This window comes from uncultured Caulobacter sp. (genome assembly GCF_937900395.1).
GTDB lineage: Bacteria > Pseudomonadota > Alphaproteobacteria > Caulobacterales > Caulobacteraceae > Caulobacter.
On sequence record NZ_CALCDX010000137.1, the window covers coordinates 1 to 16,880 of the forward strand.

At 66.2% G+C, this 16,880-nt stretch carries 13 protein-coding genes and 1 pseudogene; 8 read left to right on the top strand and 6 right to left on the bottom strand.

Translation table 11 applies throughout. From position 1 onward, the window contains the following. The 3 genes and pseudogenes from Q0379_RS11295 to Q0379_RS11305 all read right to left on the bottom strand — a co-directional run. Positions 1 to 154 (bottom strand): annotated as a pseudogene (locus Q0379_RS11295) (LLM class flavin-dependent oxidoreductase); the annotation flags it as partial. 27 nt (positions 155 to 181) lie between these two features. Further along, positions 182 to 1,486 carry an MFS transporter gene (locus Q0379_RS11300; RefSeq protein ID WP_299008517.1) on the bottom strand — a complete coding sequence of 435 codons (1,305 nt, stop codon included), beginning with the start codon at positions 1,484 to 1,486 and terminating at the stop codon, positions 182 to 184. A 61-nt stretch (positions 1,487 to 1,547) separates the two neighbouring features. Continuing rightward, the gene (locus Q0379_RS11305) at positions 1,548 to 3,962 is read right to left on the bottom strand and encodes a TonB-dependent receptor (protein WP_299008484.1); all 2,415 of its coding nucleotides are present in this window, start codon (positions 3,960 to 3,962) and stop codon (positions 1,548 to 1,550) included. A 375-nt stretch (positions 3,963 to 4,337) separates the two neighbouring features. Here Q0379_RS11305 and Q0379_RS11310 point away from each other — a divergent pair, with 375 nt between their 5' ends. Further along, on the top strand, positions 4,338 to 5,399 hold the full coding sequence (locus Q0379_RS11310; protein WP_299008486.1) for an IS110 family transposase: 1,062 nt from the start codon (positions 4,338 to 4,340) through the stop codon (positions 5,397 to 5,399). A 696-nt stretch (positions 5,400 to 6,095) separates the two neighbouring features. Next, positions 6,096 to 6,887 carry a UTRA domain-containing protein gene (locus Q0379_RS11315; protein ID WP_299008489.1) on the top strand — a complete coding sequence of 264 codons (792 nt, stop codon included), beginning with the start codon at positions 6,096 to 6,098 and terminating at the stop codon, positions 6,885 to 6,887. 2 nt (positions 6,888 to 6,889) lie between these two features. Here Q0379_RS11315 and Q0379_RS11320 read toward each other — a convergent pair whose 3' ends face one another. From Q0379_RS11320 to Q0379_RS11330, 3 genes are read right to left on the bottom strand one after another with little or no spacing between them, the layout of a single operon-like run. Beyond that, positions 6,890 to 7,234, bottom strand: a complete 345-nt coding sequence (locus tag Q0379_RS11320; protein WP_299008491.1) for a DUF3088 domain-containing protein — start codon at positions 7,232 to 7,234, stop codon at positions 6,890 to 6,892. Positions 7,235 to 7,258: 24 nt separating this feature from the next. After that, a complete protein-coding gene (locus Q0379_RS11325) occupies positions 7,259 to 8,695 on the bottom strand; it encodes a PepSY domain-containing protein (RefSeq protein ID WP_299008493.1) in 1,437 nt (478 codons plus the stop codon). 8 nt (positions 8,696 to 8,703) lie between these two features. Then, positions 8,704 to 10,863, bottom strand: a complete 2,160-nt coding sequence (locus Q0379_RS11330) for a TonB-dependent receptor (RefSeq protein ID WP_299008495.1) — start codon at positions 10,861 to 10,863, stop codon at positions 8,704 to 8,706. A 407-nt stretch (positions 10,864 to 11,270) separates the two neighbouring features. Here Q0379_RS11330 and Q0379_RS11335 point away from each other — a divergent pair, with 407 nt between their 5' ends. The 6 genes from Q0379_RS11335 to Q0379_RS11360 form a co-directional block, all read left to right on the top strand. Further along, positions 11,271 to 11,546, top strand: a complete 276-nt coding sequence (locus Q0379_RS11335) for a metal-sensing transcriptional repressor (protein ID WP_299008497.1) — start codon at positions 11,271 to 11,273, stop codon at positions 11,544 to 11,546. Positions 11,547 to 11,555: 9 nt separating this feature from the next. Next, the gene (locus tag Q0379_RS11340; RefSeq protein WP_299008499.1) at positions 11,556 to 12,689 is read left to right on the top strand and encodes a nickel/cobalt efflux transporter; all 1,134 of its coding nucleotides are present in this window, start codon (positions 11,556 to 11,558) and stop codon (positions 12,687 to 12,689) included. A 171-nt stretch (positions 12,690 to 12,860) separates the two neighbouring features. Continuing rightward, entirely contained in the window at positions 12,861 to 13,322 is a 462-nt protein-coding gene (locus tag Q0379_RS11345; RefSeq protein ID WP_299008504.1) for a hypothetical protein, read from the top strand. Positions 13,323 to 13,367: 45 nt separating this feature from the next. Then, positions 13,368 to 14,633, top strand: a complete 1,266-nt coding sequence (locus Q0379_RS11350) for a TolC family protein (protein ID WP_299008508.1) — start codon at positions 13,368 to 13,370, stop codon at positions 14,631 to 14,633. Next, on the top strand, positions 14,630 to 15,889 hold the full coding sequence (locus Q0379_RS11355; RefSeq protein ID WP_299008511.1) for an efflux RND transporter periplasmic adaptor subunit: 1,260 nt from the start codon (positions 14,630 to 14,632) through the stop codon (positions 15,887 to 15,889). Before Q0379_RS11350 ends, Q0379_RS11355 begins: the two co-directional genes overlap by 4 nt. Before the next feature lie 9 nt (positions 15,890 to 15,898). Beyond that, a partial coding sequence (locus tag Q0379_RS11360) for an efflux RND transporter permease subunit (protein WP_299008513.1) occupies positions 15,899 to 16,880 on the top strand: 982 nt, incomplete at its 3' end.

A 16,880-nucleotide genomic window follows, 5' to 3' on the forward strand; every position in this document is an offset into this window, starting at 1 on the left:
AGTCCATGCCAACCTCGTCGGCCTTCACGGCCGCCGCGCGGTTCTGGGCATAGAGCCCGTCCAAGGTCGGCGCGGTCTTGGAGATGATCCAGCCGCCATTGGCGACCGGCAGGAAAACGCCGAACTGCTTGCGTTGCGAAGGACGGTGGAACATGGCCTTACTCTCCTGGTCCTTGGTTATCTAAGCCGCGTCACGCAGCAGGACAGGCGCTGGTGCGGGTATGGGAGCGACGGTCGTCTCCTCGACCGTCTTGCGCGGCGGGCGCATGAACAGCGCGGCCACGAAGATCACGCCGATCACGGCGGCGAACACCTGGAAGGTCGGCGCGAAGCCACCGAGACGATCGCGCATGAAGCCACCGATGAATGGGCCAAGCGCCGACACAGCGCCGACCAGGCACACCATCGAGAAGAGCTCCAGATTGTTCCGGCGGCCATAGTAGTTCAGCAAAAGGATGCTCACGGCCAGCACGGTCATGCCGAATCCGACCCCGACCCCAAGCGCGAAGACCACCATCATCGGCCAGGTCGTGGCGCCAGCCAGCGCCAGCAGGCCGACCGCCATCATTCCTTGCGCGCCGGCCAGCAGCCAGCGCGGATCGATGCGATCTCCCAGGAGACCGCCACTCATGCGCGCGGCGACCTGCATCAGCGACTCAAGGCTCAGCGCAGCCACCGCGACGGTGGAAGCCACTCCCATCTCGCCGAAATGGCTTGGCGCGAGGCTGACCGCGGTTACGCCGCCCAGCAGGTGCGCGAAATAGGCCGCGACGATGACGTAGAATTGGGGCGTGCGGATCGCCTCCTTCACGGTCCAGTCGACCTGAGTGCGGTAGACCCGCGCGGTGACCGGCTGGGAAGCCGCCTCCTCGGCCACGGCCTTGTCGGTTTCGACCGCCGCCCTCTCCAGCCAAGCCTTACCGCCGACCAGAGCCGCGGCTAAGGCGCCGACGACCGCTGACGCGATAGCCTGCCAGGCCCAATACGGCCGCCAAGCGCCGCCGGCCATCTCCATGCCGACCAAGGCCATCCAGGGACCGACGACGCCGCCGAGCGAACCAATCGTGAAATAGATCCCGAACGGCAGGGCGCGCTTCTTGAACAGCATCGACAGCAGGTGAGTGCCCGGGATCAACGCCATCATCTGATAGCCGATGCCCAGCAGCGCCGTACCGGTCAGGTAGATTGGCAGTCCCCGCGCCAAGGTCAGGCAAAGGAACCCGCTGATCATGACGGCCGAGCCGGCGATGATCGTGGCCCGCACGCCGATCTTGCGGATCAGCAGCGCCGGCAGCCACGACGAGCCGCCGCAGAACGCGCCCAGCAGGGTAAAGCCCAGAAAAGCCGAGGCGAAGCTCCATTGCTGGTCCTTGATCATGGCCGGCAAGATCACGCCGAGAGACGAGAAGGTCGACGCCGTGATCAGGAAGAGCAGTAGGGACAACGCGCCCAGGAGGGTCCAGGAGCGCCATTGGATCGTCGACATCGCCATCGAGCCTCCGTGTAAGCTCGCGGCGCGTCCCTCCCGGGGCGCGCCGCGCGAGGAACTAGAACTTCCGAGACAGGGTCACGCGCCACTCTCGCCCCTTGCTGGGCAGCGCGCCGAGGTTGGCGTAGCTGTCGGCGTCGGGCGTGAAGTAGAGCTTGTCGAACAGGTTATCGACGTTGAGCGTGGCCGTGTACGGACCGTATTCGTAATAGACGCTGCCGCTGGCCACCCAGTAGGCCGGGTAGGTCACGGCGTTCTCGACGGTGCCCGAGGTCTTGGTCACGTGCGTCACGCCCAGCGTGCCGCCGACCTTGCCCCACTCGTGATCGTCGCTCGTATAGGCGCCGTACAGGCTGACCACCGACTTCGGGATCAGGGTGTAGTCGTAGTCGCCGGCGCGGCCCGGGAGGCTGTTGAAGGCCCAGACCACATAGGTCCCGCCATAGCCCTGTTGCCCCGAGACGCCGGCGGTGTAGGCCGGGATGTACTGGAACGAGGTGTCGGGCCCCTTGACGGTCGTGTGCTGGGTGTTGCCCGAGAAGGTGAAGCTGAAGTTCTCGCTGGCCAGCCAGCGCACTTCGAGCTCCACGCCCTTGGCGCGCGTGCCGGTTGGCGTCCCGGTGATGCCGGTCAACTGGGTGCGGTTCTGGCGATACCCCGCCAGCGACCCGACCAACGTGCCTTTCAACCACTGGAACTTGAAACCGGTCTCGGCGAGGTCGCTGTTTGACAACCAGGCGTCGCTGGCGTCGGCCACCAGGCCCGGCGCGATGTCGCCTGCCTGGCTCATCTCCAAGGCCGAGGCCTTGGCGTAGGTGATGTAGGGCATGATCCCGGCCGGCGCCTTATAGGTCGCGCTGGCGCTGTAGGTGAACTTGCCCTTGCTGGCCTTTTGCTGGCCAGCGATCTGATAGCTGAGATAGCCCGTGTCGTTCGACTTGACGTCGTAGTCGTCGTAACGACCGCCCAGCATCAGGTTCAGCCGGTCGCCAACCTGGATGTCGGTCATCGCGAAGACGCCAGCCTGCGTCCACTCGCTCTTGTTGTCGTTCTCCCACTGCAGCCCTTGAACCCCAGCGCCGGTCTCGGTCGAGAACGGGCTATCGATGACATCGGTCGGGGTCGGCCCAAAGCTGATGTCGCGACGGTCCAGCGCGATCATGCCGCTGTTGTAGCTCTCGCGGCGACGGCCGTCGAAGCTGCGGTAGGACGCGCCGATGAACGACTTGGAGCTGACGATCCCCGTGTCATAGGCGAAGTTATAGGTGAGCCGCGCCTCCCACACCGAGCTGTCGAACCAAGCCGGGTAGCCGTATGAGACGAAGCGCTTGTTTTCCTGGTCATCGTAGAACAGCTGCAGCTTGATGGCGCTGTCGGCCGACAGCGACTTCGCCAGATCGTAATAGAGGGTGTTGGTGCGGGTCTTCGAGAAGTCCGCCCCGCTGATATAGACCGTGCGCGGGCTCAGCTTGGTGACGCCCACGCCCGTGTCCAGGGTATGTAGGGCGTTGCTGTCCGGGTAACCGTAATAGGCCAGGTAGGTGGCGCTGCCATATGGATAGAAGCCGACCTCGTTCGGCGTCAGGCGGCCGTTCCCGTCAGAGTCCTTCAGCGTGGTGTCGCGGCCGGTGATGTAGGTCTGGTTGTCGATCAGGGCCTGGGTCAGGCGGTTCCAGCCCGGCGTCTGCACGTCGCCGTCGGAGTGGTAGTACATGCCGCCGAACGCCGTGGTCCAGCCGTTGCCCAGGTCGAAGTCGGACGACGCCTCCAGCGTTTGCCGACGGGGATAAATCCCCTTGTAGTAGCTGTGGCTGTCCTCGACCTCGCCGTACAGATAGACGCCGCCCGTGACCGCGCCGAAGTTCGCGGGCAGCCCCACCTGGGCCGTCGCGTTCTTCTTGTTGTACGAGCCGTAGGTCACGGTGACCTCGCCGGTCGGCTCGGTCAGATAGCCCCCCTCGTTCTTGCCGGACTTCGGGATGAAGTTGAGCATGCCGCCCACCTTGCCCGAACCGTAGATCGGGGTCGGCGGACCGCGCACGATCTGGATCTGGTCGGCCGCGCCGATCGGCGTCGAATAGGTGCCCCGGTTCTCGATCCGCTTGAAGCCGCGGAAGTAGTTTTCGGCCAGGGTGCCGCGAATGTTCAGCGCGCCGGGCACGCCGTAGAAGCTGGCCGTGTAGGTGCCTGGCGAGACGGCGGTCAGACCGTCAATCGTCTCGATGCCGTAACGCTGGAGGGTCACGTCGCTGACGAAGCTGGCTGAGCGCGGCGTCTCAAGCAGCGGCTTATCGATGCCGAAGACGGTGTTGTTGGGCTGTTTCTCCAGCAGGCCCGCCTTGTCGCGCGCCTTGACCACGATCACGTCCACGGTGTCGGACGGCGTCGCGGTCTCGTCGGCGAAAGCGATTTGCGCGTGCGCCAGCAAAACAAGGGCGGAACAGCCCGCCATCAAAAGCCGGTATTTCGACATGCGGTCCTCATGCGAGGCTGTCGCGCCCACCGCCTGCGGCGGTTATCCCCAAGGTCGACGCCTCGAAGCCATCATCGGCCGGTCAGGCGCGCCGACGAGGCGGGCTGTCAGACATTTCACTCAAAATGTCCCCGCCGCATGCATCTTGAGCCGTTGGCGACTTCGAAATCAGCGGGATGGCTCTGAAATTTGCTTCAGAGCGAACCAGACGCGCCTCAAAGGCGTCCACCACCAGAGCAAGGTCGCCGAGGAGACGCGGCTCGCTCGTCCCCTTCGGAAGCGCCCCTTCCGAACGTCAGCTAATGGGATGGACCGGCTGCTCCCCGGGAGGGCTAGTCTTCAAGGACTGTCACCCGCCTCAACAGGAGAGCAGTCATGGAAACCAGTAGCATTGAAGGCGCGCCTGCGCCGTCTGTGATCGGCATCGACATCGGTAAGGAGGTGTTCCACCTCGTCGGTTTTTGCGACGGCAAGGTGGTTTTCCGTCGGAAGATAAAGCGCCTGGCGCTGGCCGACACGTTCAAGAAGCTGCCGCCGTGCGTCGTCGGCATGGAGGCATGCCTCAGCGCCCACTTCGTCAGTCGGACGCTGAGAGCTTTGGGCCATGACCCGCGGATCATCCCGGCCATCTATGTGAAGCCGTTCCGCAAGGGTCAGAAGAACGACTACAATGACGCCGAAGCCATCGCCGAAGCTGCAACGCGGCCGAACCTCCGGACGGTGCGGCAGAAGACCCAGGCCGAGCTCGACCTTCAAGCCTATCACCGCATTCGATCGCGCCTGGTCTCTCGCCGCACCGCGACGATCAACCAGATCCGCTCTTTCCTGATTGAACAGGGCATCGCCGTGCGCGCCGGCGCCAGGGCGCTGCGCAACTCGTTGTTCGATATCCTGAAGAACCGCCAAGACGAGATCTCGCCGCGCATGGCCGATCTGATCGTTGGGCTCTACGAGGACTGGCTCTGGCTGGATGAGCGGATCGAGAGCATCACCGCCGACATCGAGCGCGTGGCTCAACAAGAGCCGAACTGCCGGCTGTTGATGAGCGTGCCAGGTGTGGGGCCGATCATCTCGACCGCAATGGTGGCGGCCGTCGGCGATGGCGAAGCCTTCGAACGTGGAAGAGATTTCGGCGCGTGGCTCGGCTTGGTCCCCAAGCAGTACAGCACCGGCGGGCGCTCCATCCTCGGACGCATTTCCAAACGCGGCGACAAATACCTGCGCATGCTGTTCATCCAAGCCGCGCGCGTGCTCCTCATGCGACCGCAAACGTGGGAGCGGTTCAGCTTTGGGCCGTGGCTCGAGCAGGCGGCCACTCGCCTTCACCGCAACAAGCTGGCGACCGCGTTGGCCAACAAGCTGGCGCGCATCAGCTGGAGCGTCCTGCAAAACCGACGCGCCTTCGACGTCCATCTCCAGGAGATGCCAGCGATATAGATTTCAACCGACAAGTTCGCGACTGCAGAAGCATGGAACGGATCGATAAACGCACCTGAATCTGGTGACTCTTCGGGCTCTAACGAGACCTATCGGCTAATGAGATCAACGGTGCGAGCGTACTCCCATCAAGGCCACGGCCCGCGAGCCGACCAGTAGGCCGGATACATATGAGCGACTTCCAGAAATCCGCGCGTCCGCAGTTGTGATCCGCAGCCGGTCCATACAGATGAGTCAGATTTCCCGGTTCACAAGACCGATGTCGCCGCCCCTCTCAATCCGAAAACGGGGCTTCCGTACGCAGGAGGCTGTTATTGGCGCCGGCGGCGCTGGCGTATTCCGTCGCGCTCCAGCGTAGTTGGCGCCCCTTGTCGGATGAAACCGATAACTACGAGTACGCTATTGTACTCCACAGGCCTCCCAGGAGTGACAAGGGGCGTAAGCGCGGTCCGCGAGTCAAACCGCCGCTCACCTGAGCGCCGCGCTGAAACGTCCGCCTTGCGCCAGGAGCTGACGTGGTAGGCCTCCAGGAACACGACGTTCACCCAGTGAAGTGACACGACGCGATGGCTCGGTTTCGCGAGGAAGTTTTGCGCAGAGGTCGCGTTTCGATGAGCGTAGACCTTTTTGCGACAGCTTTTGCGTCGCGGCTCTGCTGTGAGTAGGATTGCCAGGCAAGAGGATCGCCAAAAGCCTATGTCCGCCACCGTCATCCCGCTACGCCAGGCCGACGGGTCACCCACGCCGCAAAACGTTGCCGCCGCAGACCTGGCGCTCGATGGCCAGGGTCCGATGTGGCTTCAGATTCGTCGTGCGCTCGCCCAGCCCATCCTGCGCGGCGACTGGGGACCGGGCTCACGCATTCCCCCCGAACTTGAACTGGCGCAGCAATTCCAAACCTCGCGGATGACCGCCAATAAGGCGGTGCAGAGCCTAGTCAACGAGGGCTTGGTTCAGCGGCGGCGCAAGATCGGATCGGTCGTGGCCGAGCGGGCGCAGGAGCGTCCCGTCTTCGAGATCTGGGACACCGCCGATGTCATCGCCCGGGCCGGCGGAACCTACGGCTATCAGCTGCTCGAATGCGCCTTCGTCCACGACGACCCGGAAAAGCGCGCCCTGCTCAATGTCAGCCGCAAGACCCAGCTCGTCTGGACGCGGTGCCTGCATCTCTCCGATGGCCAGCCGTTCCAACTCGAAGAGCGCCTGGTAAACGCCGACGCGGCTCCCGGCATAACGTGCCACCCGATGGACACCACGCCGCCGGGGCCCTGGCTGCTGGCGCACGTGCCGTGGACCGAAGCCGAGCACACGATCGCGGCTCTGGAAGCGGGTCCCGCCGAGGCCGAAGCGCTCAACATTAAGGTTGGCGCGGCCTGTCTGGTGGTCGAGCGACGAACTTGGAACGGCGATGTGCCGGTCACCCTGGCCCGACTGTGGAACCTTGGCGCCCGGCACCGCTTGGTGGGACGGTTCGAGCCGTCGCGCTGACTTCAGCCGGCTTGCGGCTGATCGTATTGGCTCGAAAGATAACGGCGGATGGTCTTTTCGTCGGCGATGTAGCGGCGCCCATTGGCGCTGGAGGGTTCGACGCCTGCGTCCTTCAGCACGGTGTCGTCGGCCAGGATGAGCACCGGAACGGACTGATTGGCCTCGCCGAGCGCCTCGACCAGGGGCGCCCGAGGGCGCTGGAACGCGATGTAATGGACATCGACGGCTTGGCGCAGCGCAGGAAAGAAGCTCAGGAGACCTTCGACGGCCACGGAGTCCCCGCAATAGAGCGGGCCAAGGCCGCTGTTGGAAAAGCCGGGCTCCAGCAGGTAGAGCTGATCTTTCATGCAATACTCCTGTGATGAAACGGGTTAGGCGGCCGAGAGCCGCACGCGCTTGATGGCGACGACGAGGCTCGTCCAGCTGAACATCAAGCCGAGCAGCAGAGGGATCAGCACGATCACCTTGCGCAGGACGGGTCGGTCGATGAGGACCGGAAAGTTGAAGGTGTGCAGGGCGTAGTAGATCCATGCATACGCCTTGCGGCTGGGATCCATGACGCTGACGACATGGCCGGTCACCGGGTCCAGATAGACCGCCGAGCCGGTGGGGCGGTCCAGCGGCAGACGGATCGTCCGGGGCGCCATGCCTTCGGCGGTACGATAGAGGGCGTCATCGTCCTTGGCCGCGGGCGCTGTCGAAATTGGCCAGGCGCTCCGCGCGGCGGACAGAAGAAGGTCCCGCGGCAAGGTTGGCGTCACGCTAGCCGCATCCCCATCGAGCAAACGCACCCGGCTCGTCCGCCCATCCTCCGCGGCCGCCACCGGATGGCCTCCAACCACCCCGAAAACAATGCTGGACGTCGGACCCAGCGCCGCGAGCCTGGAGGCGGGCGCGCCGGCGAGAGCCTGGTCCAGCGCCTGGCCGTGGTAGCGGCTCGCCGCCTCCTCGGCCGCTACGCCGCGCGAGAAGAGCCGCCCGTGATCCATCGACAGCCAGCCGCTGACGATCCAGGTCAGCACGAAGACCGCCGCGCCAAGGCCCAAGCCGTGATGCCAGCGCAGCCATCCGCGAAAGGGTGACCAGTCCGGCTTTCGCCCCTGCATGCGCTTCTGGGTGCGGTATATGCCGAGAAAGATTCCGATCGCCGCCGTCGTCACGCCCAGCAGCGACACCCACCAGACGGTCTGGTCCCAAGCGGCGAAGCTGCGCCGAAGGGCGGTGAAATAGAGCCAGTGGATGACCGCGCCGCCCCAGTTCCACGCCCGCTCGGCTCGGCGGGTGCGCTGCATCACTTCGCCGGTCTTGGCCGAAACATAGAGCTCCGTACCGGCGCGATCGGCGAGCGAGACCTTGAAGAACGGCCGCCAGGGATCGAAGCGGTTGTGAACGACCCACTGGTCGTAGCGGATCGGCGCGCTGACGCGCTTGACGCCGACGCCAGCAAAGCGCTGGGCGATTGTCCGCGCCTGGTCAGCGGTGAGCTCGGGCGCGATCCGCCCGCCTCGGGCGTCGATCGTCTTCAGAGCGCCATCGACGCCCTGGATCACGTAGCGCGGCGCTCCAGCCACGGAGACAAGCCGAAGGCCCTCCCCGCCCCCGGCCGTCGCCAGGGCCTGGCCCGGCGCGATGGCGATCGCCGCCGGGTCGAACCGCTCGCTGCCGGCCAGGCGATCCTTGTCGCCCAGCGACGGGAACGGAACGAACAGCAGGATCGCGCCGCTGGCGAACCACAGCAGAAAGAGCAGGCAAAGGCCCACGCCGGTCCATCGATGGAACCAGGATAGCCAGCGCAGGACCTTGCCCATCATCGATCCTAGAACTTGACGTTCAGGCTGACCTCGTAGCTGCGCGGCTTCCCGAGCATGACTTCCGAGGGATAGAAGATGTCGGCCCAGCCGACATAGGCCTTGTCGAAGGCGTTGTTGATCCGGCCGGTCACCGACGCCTTCGGAGTGATGGCGTAGGTCGCATAGAGATCGACCAGGGCGTACTTGTCGAGCTTCAGCGTCCCGGCGGTGTTGCCCTCGCGGGCGCCGACGTAACGCAGCCCGCCGCCGAGTTCGAGCGGCAAGCCGCCGACGTCGGTCACGCTGGTCCAGACGTTGGCGATCCAGTCGGGGACGTTGGGCGGCGCGCGACCCGAGGCGTCGACGCCGTAGTTGGGATCGACGAAGTCCTCGTAGCGCGCCTTGGTGTAGGCCAGGTTGGCGTTGACGCTCCACTGCCGGGTCAGCTGGACATCGCCCGAAAGCTCAAAGCCCTTCGAAGTCTGGGCGCCGACGTTGCTGACGGTGTCGATCGCCACCTGGGTCAGGACGTTGCGGCGCTTGATGTCGAAGATGGCCGCGGTGATGGAGGCGCGATTGCCCGGCAGGCTGGCCTTCACCCCCGCCTCGGCTTGGCGCGAGGAGCTCAGGGAGAAGTTTTCACCGGCGTTGACGATGAAGATGTTGGTGTTCACCGGGTCCTTGCCGGTCGTGTAGGACACGTAGGGCGTCACATATTCATTGAGATTGTAGACGAGGCCCGCGCGCCAGGTGCTGGGTTTGTATTTGCGCGAGAAGCTGGTCGCCGGCTGGAAGGCGCCGGTCGGGCCGTAGTTCTTGCGGTCGAGATCCAGCACCTCGTAGCGGCCGCCCACCACCAGCTTTAGCTTCTGGGTGACGTTGAGCGCGTCCTCGAAGAACACCGCCACGTCGTCCCAGCTGGTCGGGCTCAGACGCGGGACGATCGCCCCGAACCGGCCAGGGCTTGGATTGTAGGGGTCGACGCTGTCGCCATCCGGGAAGCCGCGGCTGCGCTTGAAGTCGAGATGGCTGTAGTCGAAGCCGACCAGGAACTTGTTGGAAAGGCCAAACAGCGGGCGCTCGATGGCGATGCTGCCCTGGTCGCCATAGAGCTCCTGCTCATGGAAGACGAAGAACCGGTCGCGATCGATGCGGCTGGTCGTGGTGTTGAAGACGTAGGTCTCGGCGTTGATCCACCGGCGCTTGGCGGTGAAGTAGTAGGCCAGGTTCTGGACCGTGATCCCCTCGGCCGGGCGCCAGCGCACCAGGACCTGCGGCCAGATCTGGTGATCATAGATCTTGGAGTCGGCGACGTTGTAGTTCTTGAACCGCATGGCCTCGTCGACGACGTAGCCGTTGCTGGCAGTCAGCAGGTTCTTGATCGGGTCCTTGGCGAAGCTCGCCGGCACCAGCGGCGTGCCATAGTAGTTGGTCGGCTCGTCTTCGCCGTAGTCGATCGAGGCCTGGATATCGAGGTCGTCGCGCACGCGCCACAGCACCGACAGGGTGGCGTTCAGGGCGTTGGAGGCGGAGTCGTCGACGAAGCCGTCCGAGGCGGTGCGGCTGATGTCGAACCGCACGCCGACATTCTCCGAAAGACCACCACCGGCCCCGAACCCGAAGCTGGTCGAGCCGAAGCTGCCAAAGCCCGCCTGCAGTTCATAATGCGGAGCGCCGAACGACGGAGCCTTGTTGGTGACGTTGACCGCGCCGCCGATCGCGCCCTGCCCGTAGAGCACGGACGAGGGCCCTTTCAGGATCTCGACGCTCTGCAGGTTGAAGGTGTTCTGCGGGCGGTTAGTCATGTTCGACGGGCCCAAATAGAGGCCGTTGTGCAGCACCGTGATCTGGTCGCCGGTGAAGCCCCGCATCGAGAACGAGGCCGGATCCCCCGGCGAGCCGCCGGAGGTGACGCCAGGCAGGCTGTTGGCGGCCTGCTCGACGGTGGCGTAGCCGCGCGTCGTGATCGTCTCGGCCGTGACGACGTCCAGGGTCGCCGGCGTTTCGCGCGAGGACAGTCCCAGTCGGCTGCTGGTCGGGGTGAACTGCTCGAGCGACCGCACCCGGCCGGTGACGGTCACCGCCTCCACCGTGGAGGCCGCCTCCTGGGCCCGAGCCGACCATCCCTGGCCAGCGCCAACCGCCAATGCGAGCGCAAAAACAGACGCTCCAGTCGAGAAACGCATCGTCACCCCTCCATCGAGAACGACCCAAGCTCCACAGTCGCTTTTGTATAGTCAATTTAGAAAATCTGCCGGAGCTTCCAGGTCGTCAATCCGGACGGCGGGTCGGATCGGCTCTGATCAGCAGACGCTCAAGAACCCGGCGCCGCGAGACCTACTCGCTCGTTTTTTCAACGACAGCCGTCGCTTAAGCTGCTTTTGCCATGCCGATGCACCCAAGCGCGCAACACGGCCGCCCCGCCCGCAGGTGTGGCAATGGCCGCGTCCTTTAGGCTATACATAAGAGCAGACACCCCTCACCGACCGAGCGTCAGCAACGGGCCCTAACTCCTTCTATGTTACAATATAACGCCAAGCGCAATCCGTGATCTCAGTTTGCCATATCCTCTCCTGGAGGATAGGACCGGAGCATGGCTCACGTGGTCCACGAAACCCATCCGCAGATCATCGCCCGCCTCAAACGCGCCGATGGTCACCTGCGCAAGGTCATCGAGATGATCGAGGGCGGCCGCTCCTGCGTGGAACTGGCCCAGCAGCTGCACGCGATCGAAAAAGCGGTCGCCGCGGCCAAGAAGACCCTGATCCACGACCACATCGACCACTGCCTGGTCCATGCCGCCGACGACGAGCCGCTGGAGGCCGCCAAGGCCGTGGCCGAGCTCAAGACCCTGACCAAGTATCTTTAAGGCCGCACCATGCCCTCACTCGCCGATCTTCTCGCCCAGGGCGCGGCCCACGCCTGGCTGTTCATTCCCTCGGCCCTGCTGCTGGGCGCGCTGCACGGTCTGGAGCCTGGCCACTCCAAGACCATGATGGCGGCCTTCATCGTCGCCGTCCGCGGCACGGTATGGCAGGCGATCCTGCTGGGGCTTTCGGCGACGCTGTCGCACACGGCCATCGTCTGGGCGATCGGCCTGGCGGGCCTCTACTTTGGCCGAAACCTGAATCTCGAGACAGCGGAACCCTGGTTCCAGCTGGCCTCGGCAATCATCATTGTCGGGGTGGCGCTCTGGATGATCTGGCGAACCTGGCGCGAACAGCAGGCCGACCACCATGAGCACGACCACGACCATCACCATGATCACAGCCATGACGAGACCCGGGTCATCGACACCGGCCACGGCGTGGTCGAGCTGAGCATCTTCGAGGATGGCCAGCCCCCGGCGTTCCGCCTGAAGGCGCGCGGCGGCCATCTTCCGCGCGCCTCGGAAGTGACCGTCACCACCACCCGTGAAGACGGCGCGACCGAAGTCTTCAAGTTCGCGGCCCGCGACGGGCTCTCCCAGGACGGCTTCCTGGAGTCGACGACGCCGATTCCCGAGCCGCACGCGTTCCTGGCGCGCCTGTCGATCGCCCATGGCCATCATAGCCACGACTTCGATGTCGTCTTCAGCGAGGATGGTCACCACCACGACCATGACGGCCTGGACGTGACTTCACCGGGCTTCCAGGACGCGCACGAACGCGCCCACGCCAACGACATCCAGCGCCGCTTCGCCGGCCGTGAGGTCACAACCGGCCAGATCATGCTCTTTGGCCTGACCGGAGGCCTGATCCCCTGCCCGGCGGCGATCACCGTCCTGCTCCTGTGCCTGCAGCTCAAGCAGATCGCGCTGGGCGCGACGCTGGTCCTGTGCTTCTCGATCGGCCTGGCCATCACCATGGTCACGGTCGGGGTCGTCGCTGCGCTTGGGGTGCGTCACGCGGAGAAGCGCTTCTCGGGCGCCTTTGCGACCTTCGCCCGCCGCGCACCCTATGCCTCGGGCCTCTTGATCACCCTGGTCGGGCTCGTCCTGGCGGCGCAGGCCGTGCGAGGGATACTGGCCTGATGCGACGAGCCGCGACACAAGGCGTCATCGCTCGTTTCGCCCTCCACGCTGCGCGCAGGTCCGTCCACGGTCTTGCGGCCCTCCTTGAACTCGGCGTTGCCGACGAGGCAAGGACACGCGACAATGTTGCTCGGCGTTGCGAGCGCTGAAGGGGCGGCCGTGATCTGGCGAATGGACAAAAGGCTTGGCAAGGCGGTGGCGGTTCTCTCCGTCCTGCTCATGGCCGTGCTCGTCGTCCGGGCCCCGATCGCATCGCTCGACCGGGTTCTGCACGCCACGGGCCAAGCCCACGCGGCCAACGCGTTCGCCGGCGCGGTGATCGACGCCCATGACCACGACCATGATGGCGGTCAGGGCGAGGACCACGCCGACGAGCTGGCGCTCGACGCGCCCGATGACGCTACGACGCAGACGATCAAGGACGGCTGGTCCGCCGATCCCTCGACCCCTGGTCCCCACCATCACCATCACGCCGACAGCCCGTCGATCCACGGCGCGCTGGTGACGGCAGGCCTGCCCACAACCTGGTCTTCCTCCCGGTCCGCCTTCGGGGTGGAGGATGACGTTCGTCGCGGGCTCGGCGCGGTCCTGCGTGACCGTCCGCCCAAGATCCCCCTCGCCCACGTCGCCTGATCCGCGCGGCTCAAGGCCGCGCTCCCGCACGTTCGAGGACTCCTCATGTCTGCCCTCCACCAAGGCCGCGTCCTTCGGTCCTGGCTGCTCGCCACGGCGCTCGCCCTGGCGACATCCGCCTTGGCGCAAGCCGAGCCGCTCACCCTGCCCGAGGCGCTCAGCCGCGCGGCGAGGTCCGATCCGTCACGCCCCGCCCTCGCCGCGCGTCTCTCCGCGGCCGAGGCCGGCGCCCGTCAGGCCGCCGTAAGGCCCAACCCCGTGGTGGGCGTCGAGGTCGAGGATGTCGCCGGCACGGGCTCCTATTCCCTCGTCGATCGGGCCCAGGCGACGCTCTACTACCAGCAGAGCCACGAGCGCGGCGGCAAGCGCGCCGCCCGCACCGCTCTTGCCCGCAGCGATATCGCCCTGACGCGCCTGCGCGATGACGTGCGCGTTCTCGACCTTCTTCACGACGTCGAGCTGGCCTGGGTCGACGCGGCCGCGGCCGAGGCCGAGGCGCGGCTGGCCGCCGAACGGTTGGCGATCGCCGAGCGGGCCCAGGGCGAGGTCGGGCGGCGCGTCAAGGCTGCGCGCGACCCGCTGTTCGCCGGCGCCCGCGCCGACGCCCAGGTCGCAGAGGCCAGGCTCGCCCTCTCGCAAGCCCAGACGCGCGCCGCGAACGCCCGGCGCGCGCTGGCCGCTTTCTGGGGCGGCGGCGATATCGAGATCGATCCGAAAGCGTTGGAGGACCTCTCTGCGGCCGATCAGGTCGCCGGCCCGGCCTCGGCGCTCGACCTTGCCCTCGTGGACGCCCAGCGGGGCCTTGCCGCCGCCAGGGTTCAGGTCGAGGAAAGCAAGGCCGTTCAGGATCCGACCTGGCGAGCGGGCCTGCGCTACCTGAACGACGGCGGCGATGTGGCCGCGATCGTCGGCGGCTCGATCCCGCTGGGGCGCTACGACACCAATCGTGGCGCCATCGACCAGGCGCGAGCCGCCCAGACCGCGGCGGACCTTGATCTGATCGGGACCAAGACGGTGTTCGAGCGCAAGATCGCCGCCGCCCAGGCTTCGCTCGCCCAGAAGGCCGGCGAAGCGCGGAGGATCGATACGGAGGTCGTGCCGGCCAATGCGCGGACGGTCGATCTCGTCCGCGAAGGCTTCAATCGCGGCGGCTTTTCGTATCTCGATGTCATCGAGGCCCAGAAGGCCCTGATCGACGCCCGCGTCCGACGCCTCGCCGTCCTCAAATCCTTCCACATCGACCGCGCGCAGCTCGACCGCCTAACCGGCACATATGCGAGCCTGCTGCCCGCCCCGGAGACCTCCCGATGATCGGCCCTCAAACGCGCCTTGGCGCTTCGCTGGCGCTCGCCCTGGCCGGCGCTCTGGCGCTGAGCGCCTGTGGCGAGCGCCCCGGCCCGGCGCAGGCCGAAGGCCATGCCGCCAAGCCGGGCGACTACGAACGCGGCCCGCATCGCGGCCGGATGCTCCGCGACGGCGACTTCGCGCTCGAAGTGACGATCTTTGAGGACGGCGTCGAGCCTGAGTTCCACGTCTACGCCTACCGCAAGGACAAGCCGATCCCGCCCAAGGACGTGCAGCTGTCGATCGAGCTGGCGCGGCTGGATGGCGAGGTCAACCGCTTCGCCTTCACGCCCGTGGAGGACTATCTGCGCGGCGGCGGCGTGGTGCATGAGCCCCACTCGTTCGACGTCAAGGTCGCGGGGACCTACCAGGGCCAAACCCATCGGTGGAGCTATCAGTCCTACGAGGGGCGGACCAGCATTTCGGCGGCCTCGGCGCAGGCCGGCGGCGTCAAGACCGAGATCGCCGTGGCCGCGCCGATCGCCGAACTGGTCGACATGGCCGGGCGTGTGGAGATCACGCCGGAAGGCAAGGGCGAAGTCCGCGCCTGGTACCCGGGCCGGATCATGAGCCTGCGTGGCGAACTTGGCCAAACGGTGCGCAAGGGCCAGATCCTGGCCCGGGTGGAGTCCAGCGAAAGCCTGCAGACCTACTCGATACCCGCCGCGATCAGCGGCGTCATCGTCGAGAAGAACCTCAATGTCGGCGACGTGGCCGGCGAGCGGGCGATCTTCGTCATCGCCGATCCAACCAAGCTCCACGCCGAGTTCCTGGTCTATCCGCGCGACGCCGAGAAGGTCCGCGTCGGCCAGCCGGTGGAGGTGCGCAGCCTCTCTGGCGACACCAAGCTGATGGCCAAGGTCGAGGCGGTGCTGCCGACCGCCGATCTCGTCAGCCAGACCCTGGTCGCCCACGTCCACCTCCCAGGCGGCGCAGCCAGCGCCTTTCGGCCAGGCATGGGGGTCGAGGGCTCCTTCCAGGTCGGCGCCACGAGCGCGCCGCTGGCGGTGCGGACCAAGGCCATCCAGCGGTTCCGCGATTTCCAGGTCGTGTTCGTCAAGGTGCGCGACACCTACGAAGTGCGGATGCTGGAGCTGGGTCGCCAAACCCCTGAGTGGACCGAGGTGATCTCGGGTCTCAAGCCAGGCTCCGAATACGTCACCGACGGCGCCTTCCTCATTCGCGCGGACATCGAAAAGTCCGGCGCGAGCCACGACCACTAGGGGGCGACCATGCTTGAACGCATCATCGCCGCCTCGATCCGGCTGCGCTGGATCGTGCTGGCCATCGTCGCGCTGGCCGCGGCGATCGGGGTCTGGAGCTTCCAGCGCCTGCCGATCGACGCCACGCCCGACATCACCAACGTCCAGGTGCAGATCAACACCGAGGCCCCCGGCTTCTCGCCGCTGGAGGCCGAGCAGCGGATCACCTTCCCTGTCGAGACGGCCATCGCCGGACTTCCGGGGCTGCAATACACCCGCTCGGTCTCACGCTATGGCCTCAGCCAAGTGACGGTCGTCTTCAAGGACGGGACCGACATCTATTTCGCCCGCCAGCTGGTCGGCGAGCGGTTACAGAGCGCCCGGGCCCAGCTCCCCGCCGGGCTCAATCCCGAGATGGGGCCGATCGCCACGGGCCTGGGCGAGATCTTCATGTACACGGTGGAGGCCAAGCCCGGCGCACGTCGTCCCGACGGCAAGCGCTGGACGCCCGAGGACCTGCGCACCTTGCAGGACTGGGTGATCCGCCCCCAGCTGCGCAACACGCCGGGCGTGACCGAGGTCAACACCATCGGCGGCTTCGAGCGGCAGTATCACGTCACGCCCCTGCCCGCTCGCCTGTCGGCCTACGGCCTGACCATGGCCGACGTGGTCTCGGCCCTGGAGCGCAACAACGCCAATGTCGGCGCCGGCTATGTCGAGCGCTATGGCGAGCAGTATCTGGTCCGCGTGCCGGGCCAGGCCACCGGCGTCGAGGACCTTCGCGCCGTCATCGTCGCCAGCCGCAGCGGCGCTCCGATCCGGGTGGCCGACGTGGCCGATGTCGGCCTTGGCCAGGAACTGCGCACCGGCGCGGCGACGGAAAACGGCCAGGAAGTCGTGCTGGGCACCGTCTTCATGCTGGTTGGCGAGAACAGCCGGACCGTGTCGCGCGCGGCGGCCGAGCGGCTGGAAGCGGCCGCCAAGGCCTTGCCGGCCGGCGTCACCGCCGAGC